General features: G+C 57.6%; 30 protein-coding genes. 12 read left to right on the forward strand and 18 right to left on the reverse strand.

Annotation, left to right across the window (positions count from 1 at the left end; translation table 11 throughout):
- Positions 1–183: 183 nt before the first annotated feature.
- Both choX and betC read right to left on the reverse strand, forming a co-directional pair.
- On the reverse strand, positions 184–1,110 hold the full coding sequence (gene choX, locus AO242_RS20905; protein ID WP_027901557.1) for a choline ABC transporter substrate-binding protein: 927 nt from the start codon (positions 1,108–1,110) through the stop codon (positions 184–186).
- 34 nt (positions 1,111–1,144) lie between these two features.
- Positions 1,145–2,650, reverse strand: a complete 1,506-nt coding sequence (gene betC, locus AO242_RS20910; RefSeq protein WP_099270212.1) for a choline-sulfatase — start codon at positions 2,648–2,650, stop codon at positions 1,145–1,147.
- A gap of 115 nt (positions 2,651–2,765) precedes the next feature.
- Between betC and AO242_RS20915 the strand changes: the two genes are divergently transcribed.
- Together AO242_RS20915 and AO242_RS20920 are read left to right on the forward strand one after the other, a co-directional pair.
- Positions 2,766–3,716: a choline sulfate utilization transcriptional regulator gene (locus tag AO242_RS20915; RefSeq protein WP_099270213.1), complete on the forward strand. Its 951-nt coding sequence runs from the start codon at positions 2,766–2,768 to the stop codon at positions 3,714–3,716.
- 152 nt (positions 3,717–3,868) lie between these two features.
- Positions 3,869–4,201, forward strand: a complete 333-nt coding sequence (locus tag AO242_RS20920) for a DOPA 4,5-dioxygenase family protein (protein WP_027901554.1) — start codon at positions 3,869–3,871, stop codon at positions 4,199–4,201.
- Positions 4,202–4,364: 163 nt separating this feature from the next.
- On the opposite strand, the gene AO242_RS20925 is transcribed toward AO242_RS20920, so the two are convergent.
- The 3 genes from AO242_RS20925 to trpB form a co-directional block, all read right to left on the reverse strand.
- Complete coding sequence (locus tag AO242_RS20925) at positions 4,365–4,874, reverse strand: anti-virulence regulator CigR family protein (RefSeq protein WP_099270214.1); 510 nt, start codon at positions 4,872–4,874, stop codon at positions 4,365–4,367.
- 123 nt (positions 4,875–4,997) lie between these two features.
- Positions 4,998–5,810: a tryptophan synthase subunit alpha gene (gene trpA / locus AO242_RS20930; RefSeq protein WP_027901552.1), complete on the reverse strand. Its 813-nt coding sequence runs from the start codon at positions 5,808–5,810 to the stop codon at positions 4,998–5,000.
- Positions 5,807–7,036: a tryptophan synthase subunit beta gene (gene trpB, locus AO242_RS20935; RefSeq protein ID WP_027901551.1), complete on the reverse strand. Its 1,230-nt coding sequence runs from the start codon at positions 7,034–7,036 to the stop codon at positions 5,807–5,809. The genes trpA and trpB overlap by 4 nt, the downstream gene beginning before the upstream one ends.
- A 124-nt stretch (positions 7,037–7,160) precedes the next feature.
- Between trpB and AO242_RS20940 the strand changes: the two genes are divergently transcribed.
- Positions 7,161–8,060 carry a LysR family transcriptional regulator gene (locus AO242_RS20940; RefSeq protein ID WP_099270215.1) on the forward strand — a complete coding sequence of 300 codons (900 nt, stop codon included), beginning with the start codon at positions 7,161–7,163 and terminating at the stop codon, positions 8,058–8,060.
- A gap of 16 nt (positions 8,061–8,076) precedes the next feature.
- On the opposite strand, the gene AO242_RS20945 is transcribed toward AO242_RS20940, so the two are convergent.
- Positions 8,077–8,403 carry a DUF883 family protein gene (locus tag AO242_RS20945; RefSeq protein WP_027901549.1) on the reverse strand — a complete coding sequence of 109 codons (327 nt, stop codon included), beginning with the start codon at positions 8,401–8,403 and terminating at the stop codon, positions 8,077–8,079.
- Positions 8,404–8,569: 166 nt separating this feature from the next.
- On the opposite strand from AO242_RS20945, the gene AO242_RS20950 reads away from it, so the two are divergent.
- Positions 8,570–8,785, forward strand: coding sequence for a dodecin (locus tag AO242_RS20950; protein WP_099270216.1), 216 nt, complete (start codon positions 8,570–8,572; stop codon positions 8,783–8,785).
- 149 nt (positions 8,786–8,934) lie between these two features.
- Positions 8,935–9,159: a DUF1161 domain-containing protein gene (locus tag AO242_RS20955; protein ID WP_027901547.1), complete on the forward strand. Its 225-nt coding sequence runs from the start codon at positions 8,935–8,937 to the stop codon at positions 9,157–9,159.
- Positions 9,160–9,315: 156 nt separating this feature from the next.
- Here the strand turns inward: AO242_RS20955 and AO242_RS20960 are convergent, their stop codons facing one another.
- The gene (locus AO242_RS20960) at positions 9,316–10,314 is read right to left on the reverse strand and encodes an LLM class flavin-dependent oxidoreductase (RefSeq protein WP_099270217.1); all 999 of its coding nucleotides are present in this window, start codon (positions 10,312–10,314) and stop codon (positions 9,316–9,318) included.
- A 244-nt stretch (positions 10,315–10,558) separates the two neighbouring features.
- Between AO242_RS20960 and AO242_RS20965 the strand changes: the two genes are divergently transcribed.
- A complete protein-coding gene (locus AO242_RS20965) occupies positions 10,559–10,990 on the forward strand; it encodes an OsmC family protein (protein ID WP_027901545.1) in 432 nt (143 codons plus the stop codon).
- Positions 10,991–11,112: 122 nt separating this feature from the next.
- On the opposite strand, the gene AO242_RS20970 is transcribed toward AO242_RS20965, so the two are convergent.
- Positions 11,113–11,772, reverse strand: a complete 660-nt coding sequence (locus tag AO242_RS20970; RefSeq protein ID WP_176560676.1) for a hypothetical protein — start codon at positions 11,770–11,772, stop codon at positions 11,113–11,115.
- A gap of 171 nt (positions 11,773–11,943) precedes the next feature.
- Between AO242_RS20970 and AO242_RS20975 the strand changes: the two genes are divergently transcribed.
- Positions 11,944–12,177, forward strand: a complete 234-nt coding sequence (locus AO242_RS20975) for a DUF1161 domain-containing protein (protein WP_027901543.1) — start codon at positions 11,944–11,946, stop codon at positions 12,175–12,177.
- Positions 12,178–12,180: 3 nt separating this feature from the next.
- Here the strand turns inward: AO242_RS20975 and AO242_RS20980 are convergent, their stop codons facing one another.
- Positions 12,181–12,594, reverse strand: a complete 414-nt coding sequence (locus AO242_RS20980; protein ID WP_099270344.1) for a PA0061/PA0062 family lipoprotein — start codon at positions 12,592–12,594, stop codon at positions 12,181–12,183.
- A gap of 93 nt (positions 12,595–12,687) precedes the next feature.
- Here AO242_RS20980 and AO242_RS20985 point away from each other — a divergent pair, with 93 nt between their 5' ends.
- The gene (locus AO242_RS20985; protein WP_099270218.1) at positions 12,688–13,752 is read left to right on the forward strand and encodes an aminopeptidase; all 1,065 of its coding nucleotides are present in this window, start codon (positions 12,688–12,690) and stop codon (positions 13,750–13,752) included.
- A 103-nt stretch (positions 13,753–13,855) separates the two neighbouring features.
- On the opposite strand, the gene AO242_RS20990 is transcribed toward AO242_RS20985, so the two are convergent.
- The 5 genes from AO242_RS20990 to dadA form a co-directional block, all read right to left on the reverse strand.
- Positions 13,856–14,278, reverse strand: coding sequence for a c-type cytochrome (locus tag AO242_RS20990; RefSeq protein WP_176560677.1), 423 nt, complete (start codon positions 14,276–14,278; stop codon positions 13,856–13,858).
- Between the two features lie 169 nt (positions 14,279–14,447).
- A complete protein-coding gene (locus AO242_RS20995; protein ID WP_027901539.1) occupies positions 14,448–14,996 on the reverse strand; it encodes a cupin domain-containing protein in 549 nt (182 codons plus the stop codon).
- 247 nt (positions 14,997–15,243) lie between these two features.
- Positions 15,244–16,317, reverse strand: a complete 1,074-nt coding sequence (alr, locus tag AO242_RS21000; protein WP_099270219.1) for an alanine racemase — start codon at positions 16,315–16,317, stop codon at positions 15,244–15,246.
- A gap of 140 nt (positions 16,318–16,457) precedes the next feature.
- Positions 16,458–16,811 carry a RidA family protein gene (locus AO242_RS21005; RefSeq protein ID WP_099270220.1) on the reverse strand — a complete coding sequence of 118 codons (354 nt, stop codon included), beginning with the start codon at positions 16,809–16,811 and terminating at the stop codon, positions 16,458–16,460.
- A complete protein-coding gene (gene dadA / locus AO242_RS21010) occupies positions 16,783–18,084 on the reverse strand; it encodes a D-amino acid dehydrogenase (RefSeq protein ID WP_027901536.1) in 1,302 nt (433 codons plus the stop codon). Before dadA ends, AO242_RS21005 begins: the two co-directional genes overlap by 29 nt.
- 157 nt (positions 18,085–18,241) lie before the next feature.
- Between dadA and AO242_RS21015 the strand changes: the two genes are divergently transcribed.
- On the forward strand, positions 18,242–18,730 hold the full coding sequence (locus tag AO242_RS21015) for an Lrp/AsnC ligand binding domain-containing protein (protein WP_027901535.1): 489 nt from the start codon (positions 18,242–18,244) through the stop codon (positions 18,728–18,730).
- Between the two features lie 99 nt (positions 18,731–18,829).
- Here AO242_RS21015 and AO242_RS21020 read toward each other — a convergent pair whose 3' ends face one another.
- Complete coding sequence (locus tag AO242_RS21020; protein WP_027901534.1) at positions 18,830–19,183, reverse strand: YkgJ family cysteine cluster protein; 354 nt, start codon at positions 19,181–19,183, stop codon at positions 18,830–18,832.
- Positions 19,184–19,327: 144 nt separating this feature from the next.
- Between AO242_RS21020 and AO242_RS21025 the strand changes: the two genes are divergently transcribed.
- Positions 19,328–20,641 (forward strand): NAD(P)/FAD-dependent oxidoreductase, encoded by a 1,314-nt coding sequence (locus AO242_RS21025; protein WP_099270221.1) that lies wholly within the window; start codon positions 19,328–19,330, stop codon positions 20,639–20,641.
- Between the two features lie 156 nt (positions 20,642–20,797).
- Here the strand turns inward: AO242_RS21025 and AO242_RS21030 are convergent, their stop codons facing one another.
- The gene (locus AO242_RS21030) at positions 20,798–21,031 is read right to left on the reverse strand and encodes a DUF1127 domain-containing protein (RefSeq protein ID WP_099270222.1); all 234 of its coding nucleotides are present in this window, start codon (positions 21,029–21,031) and stop codon (positions 20,798–20,800) included.
- 174 nt (positions 21,032–21,205) lie between these two features.
- On the opposite strand from AO242_RS21030, the gene AO242_RS21035 reads away from it, so the two are divergent.
- Positions 21,206–22,624 (forward strand): aminotransferase-like domain-containing protein, encoded by a 1,419-nt coding sequence (locus tag AO242_RS21035; RefSeq protein WP_095093169.1) that lies wholly within the window; start codon positions 21,206–21,208, stop codon positions 22,622–22,624.
- A 95-nt stretch (positions 22,625–22,719) separates the two neighbouring features.
- Here the strand turns inward: AO242_RS21035 and AO242_RS21040 are convergent, their stop codons facing one another.
- Complete coding sequence (locus tag AO242_RS21040) at positions 22,720–22,953, reverse strand: DUF1127 domain-containing protein (RefSeq protein ID WP_099270223.1); 234 nt, start codon at positions 22,951–22,953, stop codon at positions 22,720–22,722.
- Positions 22,954–23,225: 272 nt separating this feature from the next.
- On the opposite strand from AO242_RS21040, the gene AO242_RS21045 reads away from it, so the two are divergent.
- Positions 23,226–24,812 carry a phospholipase D family protein gene (locus tag AO242_RS21045; protein WP_099270346.1) on the forward strand — a complete coding sequence of 529 codons (1,587 nt, stop codon included), beginning with the start codon at positions 23,226–23,228 and terminating at the stop codon, positions 24,810–24,812.
- On the opposite strand, the gene AO242_RS21050 is transcribed toward AO242_RS21045, so the two are convergent.
- The gene (locus AO242_RS21050) at positions 24,809–25,957 is read right to left on the reverse strand and encodes an MFS transporter (RefSeq protein ID WP_099270224.1); all 1,149 of its coding nucleotides are present in this window, start codon (positions 25,955–25,957) and stop codon (positions 24,809–24,811) included. The genes AO242_RS21045 and AO242_RS21050 overlap by 4 nt on opposite strands.
- Between the last annotated feature and the right edge of the window lie 97 nt (positions 25,958–26,054).

Genomic DNA, 26,054 nt, shown 5'->3' on the forward strand with positions numbered 1-26,054 from the left:
CGGAGGGGTTAGGGTACAACAGTTGTTGGAGCTGTCCTCTGTGGGAGATTCTATGGTGGCCTGCCACCCCGTAGGACCGGCTTTAGCCGGGAGAGCGGTACTTCTGGCGAAGAAGGTCTGGTGAATGTTTCGACGCCCTCCCGGCTAAAGCCGGTCCTACGGATTTGCGCAGACCTTGGATTATTAGAGCTTCGCCTTCACCGCCGCCAGTGCATCTTTGTCATCGATGGTCTTCACGCCATCCAGCCATTTATCCAGCACGGCCGGGTTGGCTTTGATCCAGGCTTTGGCTGCGGCAGCATTGGTGACTTTGTTATTGGTCACGTCGGCCATGATGCTGTTTTCCATCTCCTGAGTGAACGTCAGGTTGGTCAGCAGTTTGCCTACATTCGGGCATGCTTCGGCGTAACCTTTACGGGTCAGGGTGTGCACGGTGCCGGTGTCGCCGAAGTATTTCTCGCCGCCTTTGAGGTAATGCAGGCCTTTGATCTGTACGTTCATCGGGTGCGGCGTCCAGCCGAGGAACACCACAAACTGGTCTTTTTTCACCCGGCGATTCACTTCCGCCAACATTGCTTGCTCACTGGACTCGACGAGCTTCCAGCTGCCCAGATCGAATTCGTTTTCCTTGATGATTTTCTGAATCGACAGGTTGGCGGGCGCGCCGGAGCCAATTCCGTAAACCTTCTTCTCGAACTTGTCGGCGAATTTGTTCAGGTCGGCAAAGTTATGCACACCCGCGTCCCAGACGTAATCCGGTACGGCCAGGGTGAATTCGGTGCCGTCCAGGTTCTTCGCCAGTTGGGTGACATCCCCGGTTGCGACGAACTTGTCATAGAAACCCTGCTGCGCGGGCATCCAGTTGCCGAGGAAGACGTCCAGCTTGCCATCCTTGAGGCCGCCGTAGGCGATCGGCACCGCCAGGGTGTCGACCTTGGCCTTGTAGCCCATCCCGTCCAGCAGGAAGCCGGCAATGGCGTTGGTTGCAGCAATGTCGCTCCAGCCCGGATCGGCCATTCTGACCGTGCTGCAACTTTGCTCGGCAGCCTGTACCGCAAGGCTGCTCAATGCCATGACCCCAATCACGAGTGTTTTGGATAACGTCTTCATTAACTTCCCCTAGTTTTTTGATTTTTTGGCAGGGTCAAGGTTGTGGATAACGTGCCTTGCGCTCCAGATCGTCCAGATCAATATGGTTGCGCATGTACTGCTGACTGGCGTCTACCAGCGGCTGGTGATCCCAACTCTTCAGCTTGCCGAGTGCCAGCGATTCAGCGACAAAGCGCCTTCTGCGCTGGCTGGCGAGCACCTGGTGGTGTATCGCCGGTATATCCCACTTGGCCCGTGCTTCAGCCAGGAATTCAGTAAACAGTTGCTGGTGAGTGTCCGACTGGCTCAGCTCTTCCAGCTCCTGTGGATCGTTATGGACATCGAACAGCAGGCATGGGTCCTGCTCCGAATAAATGAATTTGTAGGCGCCGCGCCGGATCATCATCAGCGGGCTGTTAGTGCCCTCGGCCATGTACTCGCCAAACACTTCGTCATGACCTCCCTCGCCAAGAAGATGCGGCATCAGTGATTGACCGTCCAGTGGCAGGCCATCCACCAGTTCCCCTTCAGCCATCGCGACAAATGTTGGCAGCAAATCAGCTGTGGAAACTGCGGCACCAACACGTCCGGCCTTGTAATGACCAGGCGCATAAACCAGCAGCGGTACGCGAGCTGCCATTTCAAACCAGTGCATTTTGTACCAGAGACCACGTTCGCCCAGCATGTCGCCATGATCGCCGGAGAACACAATGATGGTGTCGTCCGCCAGGCCGATGTCTTCCAGCGTCTGCATCAGCTTGCCGACGTTGCTGTCGATGTAGCTGCACGCGCCGAAATAAGCACGGCGTGCATCGCGGATTTTCTCCTCGGGTAACGGCTTGTCCCAGAGATCATAGACTTTCATCAGGCGTTGGGAATGCGGATCCTGATCGGCCTGATCCGGCTGATGACGAGGCATCGGGATTTCGTCGTCGCTATACAGGTCCCAGAACGGTTTCGGGATGGTGTACGGATCGTGAGGGTGGGTCATGGATACCGTCAGGCAAAACGGTTGATCGCCGTCGTTGCGCACGTGATCGAACAGGTATTGCTGGGCTTTGAAGACCACTTCTTCATCGAAATCCAACTGGTTGGTACGCACGCATGGGCCAGCCTGCAGCACCGACGCCATGTTGTGATACCAGGTCGGACGCACATCCGGCGCGTCCCAATTGACGGACCAGCCATAGTCGGCGGGGTAGATATCGCTGGTCAGGCGCTCTTCGTAGCCATGCAGCTGATCAGGCCCGCAGAAGTGCATCTTGCCGGACAGCGCAGTCTTGTAGCCCAGGCGGCGCAGGTAATGAGCATAGGTCGGGATGTCGGCGGGGAATTCTGCGGCATTGTCGTAAGCGCCAATCTTGCTGGGCAACTGACCGCTGACCAGCGTGAAACGCGACGGCGCGCACAGTGGGCTGTTGCAATAAGCGGCATCGAACACCACACCTTCAGCGGCGAGGCGGCTCAAATGGGGCATCTTGATGGGAGATGAGGCGTAGAACGGCAACATCGGCGCGGCCATTTGATCGGCCATGATGAAAAGAATATTTTTGCGCTTCATGTATTTCGCGGCATCCCATAGTGAATATTTATGCGAAAGTGCTGCGAATGAGGATGGGACCCATGGGATTTAAGGTAAAGCCCATGCAAGGCAATGCCTAGGATAAGTACAGCTTATGTTTGAATCACTCGGTGATATCTCGCTGGATCTGCTGCGGGCATTTGAGTCCGCCGCGCGCCTGCGCAGTTTTACAGCCGCAGCTATCGAGCTGGGTACTACTCAGCCAGCCGTGAGCCAGCAGATCAAACGCCTGGAAGAACAACTGGCCACCCGGTTGTTTGACCGGATCTACCGTGGCATCGAGCTGACAGATGCAGGCGACATTCTCTTCAGCCATGTGCAGACCGGCTTGCAGTCGATGGACGCAGGTTTGATCGCGATCACCCATCAGCATCAACACGAAGTGCTGCAGGTCGCCACTGATTTTGCTTTCGCCGCCTACTGGCTGATGCCTCGCCTGCATCGTTTTCACGAAGCTCATCCGGACGTGGACGTCAGCCTCGTCACCAGCGAGCGCAGCCACAGCATGCTGCGCGCCGATATCGACGTCGCCGTCCTGTTCGGAGATGGGCGTTTCAAGCAGGGCGAGAGCCGCTGGTTGTTCAGCGAGGAAGTCTTCCCTGTGTGCAGCCCGCAGTTACTGGCCGGACGAGAGCCGCCCTTGCCCACTGACGTCTTGCGTGAATTCCCGCTGCTGCATTTGCGAGGCGAAGGCAGCGCCAACTGGTTTGATTGGGGCGGCGTGTTTCGAGCCTTGAACATCCATCAGGCCCCTGCTCCCGGACAGCTGCGCTTCGACAACTACACCTTGCTGATTCAGGCAGCCATTGCGGGCCAGGGCGTCGCCATCGGCTGGCGTCATCTCGTGGACGCCCTGCTCGATCAAGGTTTGCTATGTCGCCCTGTGGATGCAACAGCAGTCTCCGCTTATGGCTATTACGTTGTGCTGCCGCAACGTAAACGGCGGGTGCAGATCGTTCAGCAGTTTGTGGATTGGCTGGCGAGTGAGCAGGCACAGAGCGGGACTTCGTTGACGGGCAGGCCATTGCCGTCGATTGCGGTTTGAATAGGGGGCAGCGCTATTGCGCAGCAAGCAATGAATATGTAGGAGCTGCCGAAGGCTGCGATGGCGGAGTGTCAGAAGTACCGCTTTCGCAGCCTTCGGCAGCTCCTACATAGAGTGCATTTAATAGTTGGTCGAAAGGAGCACTTACGCCCATGTCAGAGATTCAGGGTTATCACGCCCACGTTTACTTCGATGCTGACACTATCGAGCAGGCACGTGCCTTGTGTGAGGCGGCGGTCGAGAAGTTTGGCTTGGCGATGGGCAGGGTTCACGAGCGGCCGGTTGGCCCGCATACCGACTGGAGTTGCCAGTTGGCATTTGATCATCAGCAGTTTGCCGATGTGATGCTGTGGCTGGCGCTGAACCGCAATGGTCTGGTGGTGTTTACCCATCCGCTGACTGGCGATGAGCTGGCGGATCATACCGAGCATGCGATCTGGATGGGGGCGGTTCGGCCTTTGAATCTGGGGATGTTCAGGCGCTAATGCGAACTAAATCAGAACCTGTGGCTCTGACACCGCGCTGTCTTGCAGTAGACATTGGATCTGTAGGAGTGAGCTTGCTCGCGATGGCGTCAGTTCAGGCGATCAATTCGTCGGCCAAGACACCCAATCGCGAGCAAGCTCACTCCTACAGTCAGGTTTTTTGTTAATTCAAAACACCATCCAGAATCGCGTAGACAATCCCGGTGCCCACGGCGATCAGCACCACGTCGCTACCCAGGCGACGCCATTCGTAGCCATCGTAATAAGGCAGGTGTTGCAGCGAGCGAGCGTCCAGGCGTTTACCGTAGCCGGGTGGCAGCGGACGACCTTTGACCACATGAATGTTCGGCGGCAGCGGCTGACCACGGCCGATCACGTCGCGGTGCTGCTGGATGGTATTACGCACGCTATCGAAATTTTCCGGTGGACGATTGCCGCCGCGGTTGTCCTGATGCGCCTGCTGTTGTGGACGGTTGTCGTTGCCAGGGCCCGGGTTTTGACCCTGCCTGCCCTGCTCATGACCACCTTTGCTCTGCGGACCCGGACCTTGTTGCTGACCTTGACGGTTATCGTCAGGGCCGCCGCGCTGATCTTGTGGCGCTGCTTGCAACAGCGGACTGGCGCTGATCATCAAGATACCCAGCCCGGCAATCAAACGGTTCGGCAGTTTCATGTGTTGCTCCTGAAGAATTCAATGCAGCAAAAAGGGGTTCAAGGCATGAACCCTGAACCCCTTTGCCTGACTACTTAGTACAGGTGTTTGCGCTTTGATTCCTCTGTATCAGGAACTTTACCTTCAGCTCACACGAGCTTTACGTACGCCCTCAGCCAAGGCTGCACACAGGCTCAACACATCATCGACGCCCTGCTCTGGCGAGGCGGCATTGGCGATCTTGTCCACCAGTGCCGAACCCACCACTACACCGTCTGCGAGGCGAGCGATGGCTGCCGCCTGCTCCGGGGTGCGAATGCCAAAACCGACACAGATCGGCAGGCTGGTGTGGCGATGCAGACGCTCGATTGCGCCTTCAACGTGCTCCATCGTCGCCGAGCCTGCACCGGTCACACCCGCAACCGACACGTAATAGACAAAGCCGGAGCTGCGCTCAAGAACACGCGGCAGACGCGCATCGTCGGTGGTCGGCGTGGTCAGGCGGATGAAGTCGATGCCGGAAGCCTGAGCAGGCGTCGCCAGTTCGGCGTCATGCTCGGGTGGCAAGTCGACGATGATCAAGCCATCAACGCCCGCTTCGCTGGCAGCGGCGACGAATTTTTCCACACCATAACGATGGATAGGGTTGTAGTAACCCATCAGCACGATCGGCGTGGTTTGGTCGTCGACGCGGAACTCGCTGACCATCTGCAGGGTTTTCAGCAGCGTCTGCCCGGCATCCAGAGCACGCAGGGTGGCAAGTTGAATTGCCACGCCATCGGCCATTGGGTCGGTGAACGGCATGCCCAGTTCGATGACATCGGCACCGGCTGCAGGCAGGCCCTTGAGCACTTTGAGCGAGGTGTCATAACCCGGATCGCCTGCGGTGACGAAGGTCACCAGTGCCGCGCGGCCTTCGGTTTTCAGCTGGGCGAAACGTTGTTCGAGGCGGCTCATACCAGCATCTCCTTATTCTGTTCGGCGGCGGCCATGTGGTTCATGACGGTTTGCATGTCTTTATCACCGCGACCCGAGAGGCATACGACCATCAGGTGATCATCGCGCAGGTTGGTGGCGCGCTTCATGGCTTCGGCCAGGGCGTGAGCGGTTTCCAGTGCCGGGATGATGCCTTCCAGCAGGCAGCAATGGTGGAAGGCTTCCAGCGCTTCTTCGTCGGTGATGCTGACGTATTCGACGCGCTTCACTTCGTGCAGGTAAGCGTGCTCCGGGCCAATGCCAGGGTAGTCCAGACCGGCAGAGATCGAATGCGCGTCAGTGATCTGACCATCGTTATCCTGCAGCAAGTACGTGCGGTTACCGTGCAGTACGCCTGGTACACCACCGTTGAGGCTGGCGGCATGCTTGTCGGTCTCGACGCCATGACCACCGGCTTCGACACCGATGATTTCCACGCTGTTGTCATCCAGGAATGGATGGAACAGGCCCATGGCGTTGGAGCCGCCACCGACGCAAGCGATCAGGCTATCTGGCAGACGACCTTCTTTCTCTTGCATCTGAACCTTGGTTTCCTTACCGATGACTGACTGGAAGTCACGAACCATCGCTGGGTACGGGTGTGGGCCTGCCACGGTGCCGATCAGGTAGAAGGTGTCATCAACGTTGGTGACCCAGTCACGCAGAGCTTCGTTCATCGCGTCTTTCAGGGTGCCGGTACCGGAGGTGACCGGGACGATTTCAGCACCCAGCAACTTCATGCGGAATACGTTGGCTTGCTGGCGCTCGATATCGGTGGCGCCCATGTAGATCACACATGGCAGGCCAAAGCGTGCAGCGACAGTCGCCGTTGCCACACCGTGCATGCCGGCGCCGGTTTCGGCGATCAGGCGCTTTTTGCCCATGCGCTTGGCCAGCAGGACCTGGCCGATGCAGTTATTGATCTTGTGCGCGCCGGTGTGATTCAGTTCTTCGCGCTTGAAGTAGATTTTTGCGCCGCCGCAGAACTCGGTCAGACGCTCAGCGAAGTACAAAGGGTTTGGACGACCGATGTAATCACGCTGGAAATAGGTCATTTGCTCGACAAATTCCGGGTCGGCTTTCGCGGCTTCGTACTCGCGATTCAGGTCGAGAACCAATGGCATCAGGGTTTCGGCAACGTAGCGGCCGCCGAATGAGCCGAACAGGCCGTTGGCGTCTGGGCCGCTGCTGAAGTTGGTCTGGGTCATGTGACCTCCAGGGTCGATAAGCGAATGAGTGAGCCGGATCGGCAATGGACACACTTTAACCAGCGCCAACCCATCTGAAAACCGATAAGATCTCTGCAACCTGTCAGGAAAACTCACAGATACCATGAGCCGCGATCTTCCCCCCTTAAACGCATTGCGAGCCTTTGAGGCCACTGCACGCTTGAACAGCGTCAGTCAGGCGGCTGAACAGCTGCATGTGACTCACGGGGCAGTGAGTCGGCAACTGAAAGTGCTTGAAGAACAACTGGGCGTCGCTTTGTTCGTCAAGGATGGACGTGGCCTTAAACTCACAGATGCAGGGATTCGCCTTCGAGACGCCAGCGGCGATGCGTTCGACCGCCTGCGTGCGGTGTGCGCCGAGCTCAGCCAGGGCAACGAAGACGCCCCGTTTGTATTGGGCTGTTCCGGAAGCTTGCTGGCGCGCTGGTTTATCCCTCGTTTGGGACGGCTGAATGCGGACTTGCCGGATCTGCGTCTGCACTTGTCAGCGGGTGAAGGGGATCTGGATCCCCGCCGTCCCGGGCTGGACGCGCTGCTGGTGTTCGCCGAGCCGCCATGGCCGACGGATATGCAGGTTTTCGAGTTGGCGAGTGAGCGAATTGGCCCCGTACTAAGCCCGCACTTCTCCCGTTATGCACAGCTGCAGCAGGCACCGGTTGAGGAGTTACTCAAAGAAACTCTTCTGCAAACCACATCACGGCCGCAGGCCTGGCCCAGTTGGGCAGAACAAAACGGCATCGACCCGAAGGCGCTGCAATATGGGCAGGGTTTTGAGCATTTGTATTATTTGCTGGAGGCGGCCGTGGCTGGCCTTGGTGTAGCGATTGCGCCAGAGCCGCTGGTGGCTGATGACCTGCGGGCTGGTCGCCTGGTTGCGCCATGGGGTTTCAGCGAAACCCCGGCGCAACTGGCGCTCTGGGTTCCCAAACGTGCCGCTGACGGGCGCGCTCAATCATTAGCCAACTGGTTAAAAAATGAGCTGAAACGTTCGGGAAGGCCCTGAGCTGATTAGACTTTAATCAGTTGCCGCGTTTGAACAGCAGGTAGGCAGCCAGCAGGCCAACCGCGCCCACTGCAACACCGGCGGTAGTCCAAGGATGCTCTTGCGCGTAGTCGCGGGTAGCAACGCTGGTTTCACGGGTTTTGACTTTCACGTCTTCATAGACATCGCTCAACAGGCTGCGCGAGTGGCTCAGCGCGCTTTCAGCGTTGGCTTTCAAATTTTTGAGGGTCTTGCGCGACTCGTCCGACGCGTCGGATTTCAAGCCTTCAAGTGATTTCAACAGACTTTCGATTTCCGCTTCCATGCTTTGAAGCGAGGCTTTACGTAGTGAAGTGCTAGCCATGATGTTTCTCCTGCGATGGTGAGTGGCGTGTGTTGTTTCCGACTACAGGCTTTTCAGAAAGTGCGTTTGGGTTTTTGCAAAATGCTGAACTTTTATGTCGCTTTTCCCCACAGAGGTAGGGAGCGTGCCCACTGCTGCGCTCGTAATGACCTTTAGGAGAACTGCCATGACTGATCATCACACTTACAAGAAGGTCGAGCTGGTTGGCTCGTCAACCACCACCATCGAAGACGCGATCAACAACGCGTTGGCCGAGGCCAGCAAGAGCATCAAGCATCTGGAATGGTTCGAAGTGACTGAGACTCGTGGTCATATTGAAGATGGCAAGGTTGCGCACTTCCAGGTCACTCTGAAAGTAGGCTTTCGGATTGCCAACAGCTGATCGTTGCTGAACTTTCGCACTGGCTGATTGCCATATCCTCCGCTACACAGATAGAGCCCGCTGTTGCGAACAATCGTCGGCGTGGTTAATTCTTTCAGGTCGTTTGCCCTGTAAATGACCTGATTTGGCCTGACGAAGGAGTTTGACCAATGAAGAAGTTTCTATTGGCGGTAGGTTTGTTGAGCATCGCCGGGACCACCCTGGCGGCTGGCAAACCGTGCGAAGAGTTGAAAGCTGAAATTGACGCAAAGCTGCAGGCTAAAGGCGCTTCGTCCTACACGCTTGAAGTCGTCGACAAAGGCAGCGTGACCGACAAGAAAGTTGTCGGCAGCTGTGAAGGCGGCGCCAAGGAAATCGTGTATCAGCGCGGCTGATCAGATTGCAGATACAAAAAAACCGACTCGTTGAAGTCGGTTTTTTTGTGTCTGCTCAGTTCCGTTGGAGCGAGGCTTGCCCGCGAATTATCCCGTACATATGCCTAGGCACACCGCGTTATCGTTCTTCGCGGGCAAGCCTCGCTCCAACAAGAATCAACCTCGAGCCTCAGCCAGAATTTCATACGAGCGCAAGCGATCTTCATGCTCATACATGTCGCAGGTGAAGATCAGTTCATCAGCGTCTGTCTGCTCCAGCAAGACATCCAGCCGTGCCCGGATTTTTTCCTTGCTGCCGACCATCGCCAGGCCGAGGAAATCGCTCACCGCTTCACGTTCATGAGGCAACCACAGCCCTTCCATGCTTTTCACGGGCGGCTTCTGCATCAGTGTCTGGCCGCGCATCAGTGAAAGAATCCGCTGATACAGCGATGTCGCCAGATACTCTGCATGCTCGTCGGTATCGGCAGCCACCAACGGCACACCGAGCATCACGTAGGGCTTGTCGAGCACCGCTGAAGGCTCGAAGTGATTACGATAAACCCGGATGGCTTCATGCATGTAGCGCGGCGCGAAGTGCGACGCGAATGCATAAGGCAACCCGCGTTGCCCGGCCAGTTGGGCACTGAACAGACTTGAGCCCAGTAACCAGATCGGCACATTGGTGCCAGTGCCCGGAACGGCGATGACTCGCTGATCGGGTGTACGTGGGCCAAGGTAGGCCATCAGCTCAGCCACATCTTCGGGGAAGTCATCAGCACTGCCAGAGCGCTCCCGGCGCAAGGCCCGGGCGGTCATTTGATCGGAACCCGGTGCGCGACCCAGACCCAGATCGATCCGGCCCGGATACAGACTTGCCAGGGTGCCGAACTGTTCGGCGATCACCAGTGGCGCATGGTTGGGCAGCATGATGCCGCCGGCACCGACGCGAATGGTCGATGTGCCGCCCGCCAGATAGCCAAGCAGCACCGAAGTCGCTGAACTGGCGATGCCATCCATGTTGTGGTGTTCGGCCACCCAGAAGCGGTTGTAGCCCAATTTTTCGACGTGTTGTGCCAGATCAAGCGAGTTGCGCAGGGACTGAGCAGGACCTGAGTCGTGGCGTACGGGTACTAGATCAAGCGTGGAAATCTTCACATCAGCTAAACGTTTCATAGGTCGTCAACGATCCTCGAAAGTGTTTTTGCAGGCTTGGCGCATGACCCGTCAGATGAGAAAACGCTGATGACCGAAACCCGCGGTTGTTAAAGAGGATAAGGGCATATGCTCCAGATTCAATCCCTAAAGTAGAAAAATGCTACTTTATTTTGGGATCACTCCTTCGGTTGAACTTTCTAAAGCGGGCTATCCTCAGAACCCTGAACCCGTGCGAAACCGCACTTATCCATGAGGAGACACCATGAGCATTGTCAAAAAAGCATCGGCCCACTGGGAAGGCGACCTGAAGACTGGCATCGGCAGCATCTCCACTGAAACCGGCGTGTTGCGTGAAGCGCCTTACGGCTTCAAGGCACGTTTTGAAGGCGGCAAAGGTACCAACCCTGAAGAGTTGATCGGCGCGGCGCACGCAGGCTGTTTCTCCATGGCGCTGTCGATGATCCTGGGCGGCGAGAACCTCACCGCTGAAAGCATCGACACCACTGCAGACGTCACTCTGGACCAGGTGGACGGCGGCTTCGCGATCACAGCAGTTCATTTGACGCTGAAGGCCAAAGTGCCAGGCGCGACCCAAGAGCAGTTCGACAAGCTGACCACTATGGCCAAAGAAGGCTGCCCGGTCTCGAAAGTCCTGAATGCAAAAATTACTCTGGACGCTACGCTGCTTAGCTGATCGGTTCAGGACAGATGATTGACCTGTAGGAGCTGCCGAAGGCTGCGATAGCGGTGTCTCAGGACTATCGCTTTCGCAGCCTTCGGCAGCTCCTACAGTGTTCGGCGTAGGGTCGACTCTCTCTACCCCTCCACATCCAGCATCCACTGCCGACGTACCTTGCGACGGTGCCATGCCGAGTTGTACTGAAGACTCTCCCGTGACTGCGCGATCAACTGGCAGCCATCCTCCTCAGCATTACTAAGCTCAAATCCCCGGCTTGCTCCAATGGCGTGTTTGTCAGAGCCGTAGAATGCGATCACACGCACTTCCAGGCTGGAAAACTTCCACTCTTGCGCTGGCTTTTGACCCTGCATGGGAATCGCGTGAAGCAGCGCCAGGCGCTGGATGAGCGAAGCGAAAGAGCCGATATGCGTGAAGTCGCCCGTGCCCAATGGCCCTTGGCGAGTCGCGTTGTGCAGAATCAGATCCTGTTCGATCTCACCTTTGCTTTCTTCCCGGATGTCCGTGACATCGCAGCACAGCTGGCCTTGGTTGGTGTTGAGCACCAGCACGATCTGATTGATGAAGATGGGCTCGGCACTCATGTTGCTGATCAGGCACAGCGAGCCGATGCCTTTACCTGCGCCCCGATTGATAATGATCCGCGGTCGACGCTGGCGGCGGTAATTGTTCAACAGCAGTTGTGCGTAGAGCACCCAGACGATCAGCGTACCGATGCTGATCAGGACCGTCAGGGCGTCCTTGTACTGGATAACCCATTGGATGAAAGGTGCGTTCATACATCACTCAGTCAGTTAATCGTCAGGATGTGATGAGTCGCTCACAAAGAAGTTCGACCCGACTGACGAGTGCCGAACTTGCTGGGACCGGGTAATGTCTATGGAAAGGAGCGGCGCAGGCGCGGGAATCATTCTGGCGCGTGCTGCTCTAGTGGTATCGAGGAGTCGAGCATGAAACGTTTTGCATTAGCCGTACTGGGTCTATCGCTGGCCACCAGCGCCCTCGCCGCGCCTAAAGATTGTGAAGAGTTGAAAGCCGAGATCGAAGCCAAGATTCAGGCCAACAACGTCAGTTCCTACACTCTGGAAATCGTCACCAATGACGAGGCCCAAGACCAGAACATGGTAGTGGGCACCTGCGATAACGGCACACGCAAAATCATCTACCAGAAAAACGATCGCTGATCGTCAGATGCAGGTGACATGGTCCTGTTCCGCCAGAACGTTACGCTGGGCATCCAGCAGTTCGGCGGTCACATCGTTGGTCAGTGATCGGACCTCGATCATATAGCGCTGCCCGGCGGCGAAGTTCGCGTAGTGCAGTTCGACGTAGCACGTCAGCTCGGTGTACTCGTCGCCCATGGCGGTAAAGCCACCGTAGTGGACTTCATAGTCATAACGGACCTGAAGCCGGTGACTGCCTGGCGATATCTGGAAGTAACGGCCGTCATAGGTCGTCTTGCCGTCCACCTTGTCAGCCATGACCAGCTTGCCGGTCATGGTCCGCATATCGACCCAGGCTTGAGCCGGGTCCACGGCAGGCATGGGGCCTGCACAGCCAGCCAGTGAGGCAAGGGCTAAGAGCATCAATAAAGGGCGCATGGTCAGCTCGGCTTCAAAGGATCTCGATAGTAGTTGCGAAATGCCCTCGCTGTCCGGCATAACGCGCCATGTGTGCAACTTTAAAGGCTGTCCATGCCGAGTCTCAACGCTTCATGCCTTTGGCGCAGTTGGCCGCTGTTGGCGATTTTGCTGCTCAGCGGTTGTTCCAGCCTTAGCTATTACGACCAGTTGGTGAGCGGCCAGTTTCAGCTGCTACGTGCCCGTGAGTCGGTCGAGGATGTGATCGCTGATCAGACCCGTGATCCGAAACTTCGCCAGCGTCTGGCTTTTTCCCAGCAAGCACGCAACTTTGCCAGCAGCCAGTTGCACCTCCCCGACAATAAAAGTTACCGACTCTATGCCGATCTCGGTCGTCCCTACGTGGTCTGGAATGTGTTCGCCACGGACGAGTTTTCTCTTGAGCCGATCACCCATTGTTTCCCCATCGCCGGGTGCGTGGCCTATCGCGGCTATTACAGCATCGGCGGTGCCAGAGGCGCTGCAGCGTTACAGCGCCAGGAGGGAAAAGACGTCTATGTAAGCGGTGTCGAAGCCTATTCCACACTGGGCTGGTTCAATGACCCGATACTCAGTTCCATGCTGGGCTGGGGCGAAGAGCGTTTGGCGACGTTGATCTTTCATGAGCTGGCGCACCAGCGTTTTTATGTGAAGGATGACACTGAGTTCAATGAGTCCTACGCCAGCTTCGTCGAGCAGGAAGGCACCCGACAATGGCGCATTGCGCGCGGGCTTGCTCCTGAGCATTTAACGCAATCAAAACAGCGAGATGACCTTACACGGCTGGTACTGGCTACCCGCGAGCGACTCATGCAGCTTTACCGCCAACCCCTGAGCGCCGAGCTGATGCGCCAGCGCAAGGCGGCGGAATTCGACAGGCTGCGCAGTGAGTACCGTCTATTGCGTGACCAGCAATGGTCGGGTGACAAGCGTTATGACGCCTGGATCAACGCGCCAATGAACAACGCCAGGTTGCTGCCCTTTGGACTCTATGACCAATGGGTGCCTGCATTTGAAGCACTGTTCAGAAACGTGAACGGAGACTGGCAGGCGTTTTATGCGCAAGTGGAGCGTCTGGGCGCGTTGCCAATTGCGCAGCGCCGGGCTGAGTTGCAGAGGTTGATGGGTAGATCTGAGTGAACATAATTCCCTGTAGGAGCTGCCGAAGGCTGCGAAAGCATTTGTCCTGAAATACCGCGATTCGCAGCCTTCGGCAGCTCCTACAAGTGATAGGTCTGATCGTTTACTTCAACCCCGACATCTTCTGAATGGCGCTCTTGAGCTCTTCATCAGTGCAGTCGCCGCAGGTGCCTTTGGCGGGCATGGCGTTGAGCCCGGTGATTGCCTTGGCCAGCAGGCCATCAAGGCCGCCCTGCTGATCGGCGCGCTCTTTCCAGGCGGCGGTATCACCGATTTTTGGTGCGTTCAGCAAGCCGATGCTGTGGCAGGCAGTACAGTGCTTGGCGATGATGTCGTCGGGGTTCTTGGCAGCATCACCGCCCGCGGATGCGACCACGCCCATTCCTGCGCATTCCTTGCCCTGAATGCAGACCTGGCCGACCGGCTCCAGCCGTTTGGCGATCTCTTCACTGGTCGCTGCCTGAGCGCTGAACGCCCAAAAAGTCAGTGCTGCGGCAATGGCCAGAAACTTGTTGGTCAGGTTCACGCTTCCACCCTCATGGAGACTATTCACGCACCTGCCACGGTTTAGCAGGCGGCGAGAGTATATCCCCTGCCCTGAACGTCCGAAACAACCCTGCAATAAGAAAGGTTATTGGGCTGCGACTCGACGTTGAGGGGCTTGCGCTGCAGCCCTTGATTATCGGGCTTTTGGCTTAGAAGTTAGCTGGAGTGGCTGCGCTGATTAGTCGCGCCGGTACGTCAAACGGGTTACGAAAGCGGTGCGGCTTGGTGCTCTCGAAGTAATAGCTATCGCCCTCTTCGAGAATGTAAGTGTCGAGCCCGACGACCAGCTCGAGACGACCTTCGACCAGAATGCCGGTCTCCTCCCCTTCGTGCACCAGCATCTCGATACCGGTATCGGCACCCGGCGGGTACACCTCGTTCAGGAATGCGATTGAACGGCTTGGATGCGCCTTGCCCACCAGTTTCATGGTCACCGCGCCGTCGGAGATATCAATCAGCTCGCTGGCCTTGTAAACCACCTGAGTCGGGTTCTGCTGCTCGAGCTCTTCAGAGAAGAATTCCACCATGGACATGGGAATCCCGCCGAGCACTTTCCGGAGTGAACTGATCGAAGGGCTGACGCTGTTTTTTTCGATCATGGAAATGGTGCTGTTGGTCACGCCTGCTCGTTTGGCAAGCTCGCGTTGGGACAGACCTTTGAGTTTACGAATGGATTGCAGTCGTTCACCGACGTCCAATGCGGCAGTCCTCCTAGATATAGGTCAGGCAAGGTCGAGTTGAACGCCATCATGGCAATAGCGTTCAGTATTTACAACACTTGGACCGGCAATGGAATTGCCTTGGGGACAACGCGTCGTGTTAGCCGTAGGATCGGCTTTAGCCGGGAGGGGGTCGGTATTGTATCGGCATGTGCTTGGTCAGGAACAAAGCCCTCCCGGCTATAGCCAGTCCTACGGGATTGATGCCGCCCGTGATCACCATCGATCAAGCGCCCTGATAAACCCTTGGCACCCGGCGCAGATTGCAAAAGATGCGATACGGAATGGTACCTGCGCGAGTCGCCAGGTCGCTGGCGAGGACATGTTTACCCCACAGCTCGACCCGGCTGCCCAGGCCCGCATTCGGCAAATGACTCAGGTCGACACACAGCATGTCCATCGATACGCGGCCCAGCAGTTGGCTTGGCTGACCGTCGATCAACACCGGCGTACCGGTCGGTGCTTCTCGGGGATAGCCATCGGCATAACCCATGGCGACCACACCAACGCGGCTGGCCCGCTCGGTAATGAACGTTGCGCCGTAGCCCACCGCTTCGCCTGCAGGCAAATCGCGTACGCAGATGACTTTCGATTCCAGGGTCATCACCGGTTGCAACTGATCAGCCACCGCTTGCGGCCGATCGAATGGCGTGGCGCCGTAGAGCATGATGCCGGGGCGCACCCAATCGCTGGGAACATCAGGCCAGCCCATTACTGCTGGGGAATTGCGCAGGCTGATTTCGGCGCTCATGCCCTGACGGGCGGCTTCGAATACCGCGACTTGCTCAGCGCTGGACGGACAGTCCAGTTCATCGGCGCGGGCAAAATGGCTCATGAGTACGATTTTCGCCACTTTGCCGCTGGATTCAAGGCGTTGATAGGCCGCTTGAACATCCTGCGGATGCAGCCCGACGCGATGCATGCCTGAGTCGAGCTTGAGCCAGACGGTGAGCGGTTTGTGCAAGCGGGCTTTTTCTATGGCTTCAAGTTGCCACAGTGAATGCACCACACACCAGAAATCATGCTCGACAATCAGGTCCAGCTCATCGGCTTCGAAGAAACCTTCAAGCAGCAAAACGGGAGCACGAATACCGGCGGCGCGTAGTTCCAGCGCCTCTTCAATACAGGCCACGGCGAAACCATTGGCCTCGGCCTCAAGTGCCTGGGCGACTTGCACTGCACCATGGCCATAGGCGTCGGCCTTGATCACCGCGAGGGCTTTCGCGCCTGTAGTGTCACGGGCCAGGCGGTAGTTATGACGCAGGGCTTGAAGATCGATAATCGCGCGAGCTGGACGCATGGTGAATAGTTCTGATCCTGGGATGAGGCGCTGTAGGACCGGCTTCAGCCGGGAGGGCGTCGGTACGGGCGCTGCATCTGTTGTGTTAAAAATACTGCCCTCCCGGCTAAAGCCGGTCCTACGGGAGAGCGTTGTGGCAACTAAGGAAGCGCTGCCACAACCGACAGCTCAACCAGTATTTCCGGTTCGCACAGCCTGGCTTCAACGGTGGCACGCGCAGGCGCTACACCTTTTGGCAGCCATTTGTCCCAGACGCTGTTCATTCCGGCAAAGTGGGCGTCGATGTCTTTCAGGTAAATCGTTACTGAAAGGAGACGGCTTTTGTCAGTACCGGCCAACTCAAGCAAGCGTTCAACGCTGTGAAGGGTCTCGCGGGTCTGCTGCTCAATCCCGGCAGCCATGTCGTCGCCGACCTGGCCTGCGAGGTACACAGTGCCGTTATGGACGACGATCTGGCTCATGCGCTCATTGGTGAGCTGGCGCTGGATGGACATTTTTTGCGATCTCCTTGGAGCTGCCGTAGCGAGAAATATCGAGGCCTTCGGCGCTGATCTGAGGTTTCTGGCGAGCAATCAGGTCCGCCAGCAAACGACCCGAACCGCAGGCCATGGTCCAGCCCAATGTACCGTGGCCGGTATTGAGGAACAGGTTACGGTATGGCGTTGCACCGACAATTGGTGTGCCGTCAGGCGTGGTCGGGCGCAGACCGGTCCAGAAACTGGCCTGGCTCAAGTCACCGCCGCGAGGATAAAGATCGTTGACGATCATCTCCAGCGTTTCACGTCGACGCGGGTTCAGCGACAGATCAAAACCGGCAATCTCGGCCATGCCGCCGACCCGGATGCGGTTGTCGAAACGGGTGATCGCCACTTTGAACGTCTCGTCGAGAATGGTCGACGTTGGGGCCATCGCCGGATCAGTGATCGGCACCGTAAGCGAATAGCCCTTGAGCGGATATACCGGGGCCTTGATGCCCAGCGGCTTGAGCAACTGCGGCGAGTAGCTGCCGAGTGCCAGAACGTAACGGTCGGCGGTTTCCAGCTTGCCGTCGATCCACACGCCATTGATGCGGTCGCCAGCGAAATCGATGCGCTCGATGGACTGGTTGTAGCGGAATTCAACGCCCAACTGCACAGCCATCTCGGCCAGGCGAGTGGTGAACATCTGGCAATCGCCGGTCTGGTCGTTGGGCAGCCGCAGGGCGCCCGCAAGAATATTGGTCACGCCCGCCAACGCCGGTTCAACCCGGGCAATGTCGTCGCGATTCAGCAGCTCGAATGGCACGCCGGATTGTTCAAGGACAGCGATGTCCTTGGCGGCGTTATCCAGTTGCTCCTGAGTGCGGAACAGCTGAGTCGTACCCAGCGTACGGCCTTCATAGGCAATGCCGGTTTCGGCACGTAATTCGTCAAGGCAATCGCGGCTGTATTCGGACAGGCGAACCATGCGCTCTTTGTTCACAGCGTAGCGGTTGGCCGTGCAGTTGCGCAGCATCTGCGCCATCCATAGGTACTGGTCGATATCGGCAGTGGCTTTGATCGCCAGTGGCGCGTGGCGTTGGAGCAGCCATTTGATCGCTTTGAGTGGCACACCGGGCGCTGCCCACGGCGATGCATAGCCCGGCGAAACCTGGCCTGCGTTGGCAAAGCTGGTTTCCATGGCCACCGCTGGCTGGCGATCCACGACCGTAACCTGCATGCCTGCCCGTGCCAGATAATAGGCACTGGTCGTGCCGATCACACCACTACCAAGGACCAGAACGCGCATGTCGATTTACCTCATCGCGGATATCCGCTGACGTTTTCAAGTTTTAAGCAAGGATGTGCGCAGTATATGCAGCTAAGGGCAGTGCTTTTCACTGTATAAGTGCCTATATTTGGCGGGATTTCCCGGCAAAGAAGCCTTTGGTAGAGGGGGTTTACCCATGCGTACCCAAACCCAGTCCAAACGTGAACTGGACAAGATCGACCGCAACATCCTGCGCATCCTTCAGGCCGACGGCCGAATCTCCTTCACCGAGCTGGGCGAGCGCGTCGGTCTGTCTACGACGCCCTGTACAGAGCGGGTTCGTCGACTGGAGCGCGAAGGCATCATCATGGGTTATAACGCCCGCCTCAATCCGCAAAGTCTCAAGGCTAGCCTATTGGTGTTCGTCGAGATCAGCCTGGACTACAAATCTGGCGACACCTTCGAAGAATTCCGCCGCGCCGTGCTGAAGCTGCCCCACGTGCTGGAGTGTCATCTGGTTTCAGGCGACTTTGATTACCTGGTCAAGGCGCGCATCTCGGAAATGGCCTCGTACCGCAAACTGCTGGGCGACATCCTGCTCAAATTGCCTCATGTAAGGGAGTCCAAGAGCTATATCGTGATGGAAGAGGTGAAAGAGAGCCTGAATCTGCCGATTGCGGATTGACCCACTTCGATATCGTAGGAGCTGCCGAAGGCTGCGATGGTGGTGTGTCATGGAGACCGCTTCGCAGCCTTCGGCAGCTCCTACAGGTGATGGCGGCTTTTAAACCAACACCTGCCGCGTCGACGCCATGTACTCATGGATCTGCTTTTCGACCCGCGGATGAATCATCTCCACCGGTCGACGGCCGTTGGGGCATGGCAGGGTCGGCGTCGTGCCGAACAGGCGGCAGATCAGCGGGCGTTCGTCGTAGACCGTGCAGCCATTGGGCCCAAGGTGCACGCAATTCAGTTCGTCCATGGCCGCATCCTGCTCGGCCGCTGTCTTGCGTGGCAGGCGGGACATTTCTTCGGGCGAAGTAGTCACCGGACCACAGCAGTCGTGGCAGCCAGGGACGCATTCGAAAGAAGGGATCTGCTGGCGTAAGGCACGAATTTTCTGACTGTTGCAGCTCATTGAAACTTACCCGCTGTTAATGGGCGTGATTTTGCCTCAGTCCAGCTGTTCAAGACAGCACCGTCTTGATCGCGCCTTGCCCGTCGCCGAACCTGCGGCTTATCCTCGGGAATGTTTTTCAGACGCCAGCAACGGGATCCCGCCATGAACGCCCGCGTTCAACCATCGACTGCCACCGATCAGCACGCCCCTTCTTATTACGCCGCCAGCAGCCATCCACAGCCCGATTATCCGCCGCTGCAAGGTCAGATTCAGGCTGACGTCTGCGTGGTGGGCGGCGGTTTTTCCGGTCTGAATACGGCGATTGAACTGGCCGAGCGTGGCTTGAGCGTGGTGCTGCTGGAAGCGCGAAAAATTGGCTGGGGCGCCAGCGGGCGTAACGGCGGCCAGTTGATTCGCGGCGTGGGTCACGGCCTTGAGCAATTCACGGGCGTGGTCGGTGCGGAGGGCGTGCGGCAGTTGAAGCTGATGGGCATTGAGGCGGTCGAAATCGTGCGTCAGCGCGTTGAGCGTTATGGCATCGATTGCGATTTGACCTGGGGTTATTGCGACCTGGCCAACAAGCCTCGTGATCTTGTCGGGCTGGCCGAAGATGCAGATGAGCTGCGCGATTTGGGTTATCGCCATTCGTTAAAACTGCTGCAGGCCGGCGAGATGCGTAGCGTGGTAGGTTCGGACCGCTATGTGGGCGGCCTTATCGACATGGGATCGGGACATTTGCACCCGCTGAACCTTGCCTTGGGCGAAGCCGCTGTCGCGAAGTCGCTGGGCGTGCAAGTGTTCGAGCATTCGGCGGTGAGCCGCATCGAATATGGCCCGCAGGTCAAAGTGCATACTGCTCAGGGCCTGGTTCAGGCCAAGACATTGGTGCTGGGTTGTAACGCTTACCTGAATGATCTCAACCCGCAACTCAGCGGCAAGGTCTTACCCGCCGGTAGCTACATCATCGCCACCGAGCCGTTGAGTGAAGACCTGGCGACACAGTTGCTGCCTCAGAATATGGCCGTGTGTGATCAGCGCGTCACGGTGGACTACTTCCGGCTTTCGGCGGATCGGCGTCTGTTGTTTGGTGGAGCTTGTCACTATTCGGGGCGTGACCCGCAAGACATCGCGGCGTATATGCAGCCTAAAATGCTCAAGGTGTTCCCGCAGTTGGCGGCGGTGAAGATCGATTATCAGTGGGGCGGCATGATTGGCATCGGTGCCAACCGCTTGCCGCAGATCGGTCGCTTGAAGGACCAGCCCAACGTGTTCTACGCCCAGGCCTATTCCGGACACGGCCTGAACGCAACCCATCTGGCTGGAAAGCTGCTCGGTGAAGCCATTGCCGGGCAACACAGCAATGGCTTCGAGCTGTTCGCCAAAGTCCCGCACATCACCTTCCCTGGCGGCAAGCATCTGCGCTCGCCATTGCTGGCGCTGGGGATGCTTTGGCATCGGTTGAAGGAATTGCGTTGAGCGTGGTTTCTGTTGGAGCGAGGCTTGCCCGCGAAGAACGATGACGCGTTAATTCTGACTCACCTCGTCGACTGATTCGCGGGCAAGCCTCGCTCCAACAGAGCGGGATCTACCATCGAGCTCACGGGTAGATATGGAATCTTGCGCAAGCTTCAACTACTCCCGCCAAAACGGCTTCAACCCTTCGCGCATGGCCTGAGCGGAGCTCAGGCCAATATCGCGCAATTGCTCTTCAGTCAGATTCAGCAGCCCCCGGCGTGACATCCAGCGATGGCGATACAGCGCCCAGCGGCCTAGCTTCGGTCCGCTTGCTGTCTTGGCGACAACTGCTTTTCCGCTGCTCAGTTCCTGACTGTAAAGCGCCAACCGCACATCACTCAACCCGTTCATGTTCCCAACCCTCATTACGTTGTGGTGTGGGTACATGATGAATCGGCGCGACAAACCATTACAGATTCAAACAAATATATTTATCTGCATACAGATGTTTTCATAGCGGCGCTGAATGCTGTATTTTTCTCACATCTGTATGGTTAGCTCACTCAAAAAGCCGAGAGTATGCTCATGACACTCTACGTCAACCTCGCCGAATTGCTCGGTACGCGTATCGAAAACGGGTTCTATCGCCCTGGCGACAGGCTGCCGTCGGTGCGGGCGTTGAGTGTTGAACACGGCGTCAGCCTGAGTACGGTGCAGCAGGCTTATCGCGTGCTGGAAGACAGCGGCCTTGCCCTGCCCAAACCCAAGTCCGGGTATTTTGTGCCGGTCAGCCGCGCTGTTCCGGCGCTGCCGGTCATTGGTCGTCCGGCGCAGCGTCCTGTGGACATCTCCCAGTGGGATCAGGTGCTGGACCTGATGCGGGTCAAGGCTTTGCCGAACCTCGTGCAACTGGGGCGTGGCATGCCCGACGTCAGTAGCCCGACGCTACGGCCGCTGATGCGCGCCCTTGGGCGGATCAGTCGTGACGAGCAAATGCCCGGTCTGTATTACGACAGCATTCAGGGTAACCAGACACTTCGCGAGCAAGTCGCTCGGTTGCTGCTGGATTCGGGCTGCAACCTGACCGCCAACGATTTGTTGATCACCACCGGTTGCCACGAAGCGCTTTCGGCCAGCGTGCGGGCCATCTGTGATCCAGGGGATATCGTCGCCGTAGACTCGCCGAGCTTTTTCGGCGCCATGCAGACGCTGAAAGGCCTGGGCATGAAAGCTCTGGAAATCCCTACCGATCCCGTGACCGGCATCAGCCTTGAAGCACTCGAACTGGCGCTGGAGCAATGGCCAATCAAAGTCATACAGCTGACGCCCAATTGCAACAACCCGCTGGGCTACGTCATGCCGGAAAACCGCAAGCGCGCCTTGCTGACCCTTGCTCAGCGCTTTGATGTGGCGATCATCGAAGACGATGTGTATGGCGATCTGGCGTTCAGTTATCCGCGGCCGCGGACGATCAAATCCTTCGACGAAGACGGTCGGGTTCTGCTGTGCAGCTCGTTCTCGAAGACGCTTGCGCCAGGGTTGCGCATCGGTTGGGTTGCGCCGGGCCGCTATCTGGAACGCGTGCTGCACATGAAGTACATCGGCACCGGTTCAACAGCGCCCCAGCCGCAGCTGGCGATTGCCGAGTTTCTTGAGGGCGGACATTACGAGCCGCACCTGCGGCGCATGCGCAGTCAGTATCAGCGTGGTCGCGAGCAAATGATCGACTGGGTCATGCGTTACTTTCCGGCAGGTACACGGGTCAGTCGTCCACAAGGTGGTTTCATGTTGTGGGTCGAGCTTGCCGAGGATTTCGATACGCTGCGTCTGAATCGTGCGCTGTTGACCAAGGGCGTACAGATTGCCGTGGGCAGTATTTTTTCTGCCTCTGGCAAATACCGTAATTGCCTGCGAATGAATTTCGCTGCAAAGCCGTCTCCAGAGGTCGAGAACGCGGTGCGCACGGTCGGGAGTACGATTAAAGAGTTAATAGAAACAATTTAAATGGGTTTATGTACGGCTGTATTCAGGGTGGGCAAGCCTTCCACTTTAAAGTTGCTCAAAAGGAAGGCCTGGGTCCGATTTATGACGGCCAGTGTTTACTCTCTCCAGAACGGCTTGAGTCCTTCCTCGCGGGCATATTGTGGATCGATCCCTGCATCTCTTAGTTGTGCCATCGTTAATTTCAGAAGTTGTTCACGATTGGTCCAGCGCCTTAGGTACAAGGCCAGCAGGCCCTCACCGGTTTTTTGTGGCATCGTTACCGCGTGCTTGTATTCTGCGTTCAACTCCTGGCTTTTCAGTGTTAAACGCACATCGCTAATACCGCTCATTCCCGACTTCCTGTCGAATTAATTGGGCCGCGATAATGTTGGTTTTTTATTCGATTTTAAACACTCAGAGGGTGTTGGGTTTTTTCAAGATGTTATGCCGTTCAACAAAGCTTACAGTCCAATGATGGCTCAAGCCCCTATTTGAGCGGTTCCATGCCTATGGACGGCTCTTTGTAGGCCAATACAAGAGAGTCGGTGCTTACATTCTGTGCGACTTTATCTAAAAGCTGCGGTCATACACGCCATGTCGTAACGCGGTTGGGGTAGTGAATTTGAAGAACACATGGGCGATGCCCTTTTGCCTGTTGACGGCGCTGTGCTTCAGTGGTTGTGCTCATATCAATGTCCCTAACGAACCGAGTCAGGCGTTGCCGCCGACGGATTCGGCGTTTGGTCGTTCTGTTCAGGCGATGGCTCAGCCTCATGAGGGGCGTTCGGGGTTTCGCCTGCTGTCCAACAGCACCGAAGCCTTCATGGCGCGTGCCGAACTGATCCGTAATGCCCGCACCAGTCTGGATTTGCAGTACTACATCGTCCATGACGGTTTGAGCACCCGGGCCTTGATTGATGAGTTGCTCAAAGCGGCTGATCGCGGCGTTCGCGTGCGCATCCTGCTGGACGACACCACCAGCGACGGGCTTGATCAGTCCATCGCTACTCTGGCGGCACACCCCAACATTCAGATTCGACTGTTCAACCCCCAGAGTCTAGGGCGCGAGACCGGCGTGACCCGCAGTGTGGGGCGGCTTTTAAATCTGTCGCGCCAGCACCGGCGCATGCACAACAAACTGTGGCTGGCCGACGGCAGCGTGGCCATCGTGGGTGGGCGCAATCTGGGTGATGAATACTTCGATGCCGAAGAAAACCTGAATTTCACCGACATCGACATGCTCAGCGTCGGTCCGGTGGCCGAGCAGCTCGGGCACAGTTTCGATCAGTACTGGAACAGCACACTGAGCAAACCCATCGCCGAGTTTATGTATTTCCTGCCGACGACTCGCGATCTGGCCAAGGCGCGCAAACGTCTTGAGGCATCGCTCGTAGAGTCGCAGCATAAACACAAGGCGCTGTACGACCGCCTGATGGCCTATCAGAAAAACCCCCGTCTCAAAATCTGGTTCAACGAATTGATCTGGGCGCATAACAAGGCCCTGTGGGATGCGCCGACCAAAGTGCTGGCCCGAGGCGAACCTGACCCGCATCTACTGCTGACCACGCAACTGGCGCCTGAGCTGCTCAACGCAAACAAGGAACTGATACTGGTTTCCGCCTACTTCGTGCCGGGTGAGGAAGGTTTGCTCTATCTGACCGGGCGTGCCGATGCCGGGGTTTCGGTCAGTTTGCTGACCAACTCCCTTGAGGCGACTGACGTGCCTGCGGTGCACGGCGGTTACGCGCCTTATCGCAAGGCGTTGCTGGAGCATGGTGTAAAACTGTTCGAAATGCGCCGTCAGCCGGGCGATCCCGGCAGTGACAGCGGCGGTAGCGGCCCTCATCTATTCAGCAAAGGCGGAACGTTTGGCGGTGGTTCGGATTCCAGTCTGCACAGCAAGGCGATGACGTTTGATCGTCGAAAAGTGTTCGTGGGCTCCTTCAACTTCGACCCGCGCTCGGTATTGTGGAACACCGAAGTCGGCGTATTGGTAGACAGCCCCGAATTGACCGAAGCGCTGCGCGAACTGGCCTTGCAAGGCATGCAGCCGACCCTGAGCTACGAGGCGAAGCTGGAAGACGGCAAAGTGGTGTGGGTCACCGAAGACAACGGCAAAATCCACACCTTGTACAAAGAGCCCGGCGATACCTGGCGGCGCTTGAACGCATGGTTCAGCCGGGTCGTGGGCCTGGAGAAAATGCTCTAGGCCGTTGCCGCGGGTTGAACCCCGAATGCTCCGCGTCTGGATGAAAGGATCACCAGGCCAAACGCACCTGCCGCCATCAGCAGCGGCAGTGCCTGACCGCTCACCCACTGGCTGCCTGCCCCGGCCGCCAGTGGCCCCAGCAAACAACCAATCCCCCACAGCTGTGCCACATGCGCATTGGCGCGAACCAGTGCGTCATCGCGAAAACGTTCCCCAATCAGAATCAGCGACAGAGTGAACAAGCCGCCTGCGCTGGCCCCGAACAGCACCCACAGCGGCCAGATCAGCACGGTATTCACCAGCAGCGGCACCAGCAGGCTTGAAATCATCAATGCCACTGCGCAGCTCGAAAACAGCGTGCGCCGCGAAACCTTGTCGGCCAGTGCGCCAATCGGCAACTGCAGAAGCGCGTCGCCCACCACCACGGTGCTGATCATTGCCAGGGCGATTTCCGGCGTGAAGCCCTGACGCAGGCAATAGATCGGCAGCAAGGTCAGGATCAGTGCCTCGAAGGCGGCGAACAGTGCTACCGCCCATGCGATTGCGGGCATGGAGCGACAAAAGGCGAACAGGTCGATGAAGGTGACGCGACATGCATCGGCACTCGGTGCCCCGCTTCTGCCCAGCAGCAAAAACGGCGAAATGATCAGCAGCGCCACGCCGACCCAGAAGCCCGTGTCGTGCTCGGTGCCCAATGCGCCAAGCAGCAGCGGCCCGGCCAGTTGGCACAAGGCGTAAGTACTGCCATAGAGCGCGACAAGACGGCCACGCCATTTTTCGACGACCAGTTGGTTGATCCAGCTTTCACCGAGGATAAAGACGATGGTCAGGATCACTCCGAGCATCAGCCGTAATACCAGCCACACCGGGTAATACGGCAGCAGCGCGAGCAGGCCTACAGACAGCGCCCCGGCCCACAGGCAGCGGCGCATCAGTGCGGCGGTGCCGAAACGTGCAGCAAGGCCGCTGGCCAGGCTGGCGCCGAGCAGCACGCCAATAGCGGGCATCGCGGCCATTACGCCGATGGCGAACGAGCCGTAACCCCAGCTTTCCAGTCGCAAGGACACCAGCGGCATGCTGACACCCAAGGCCAGCCCGACCGAAAGCACCGACGCCAGCACCGCGAAATAAGTACCCCAACGCATTCCCACGCTCCTGTGGATCAAAAGGCCAAGACGAAACAGCCGGGCTATCCCAAGGGAAGCCCGGCTGTCTTGAAGCAAATCACCACTCCCTGTAGGA

This window comes from Pseudomonas sp. ICMP 561 (assembly GCF_002699985.1).
GTDB classification, from domain to species: Bacteria; Pseudomonadota; Gammaproteobacteria; order Pseudomonadales; family Pseudomonadaceae; genus Aquipseudomonas; species Aquipseudomonas quasicaspiana.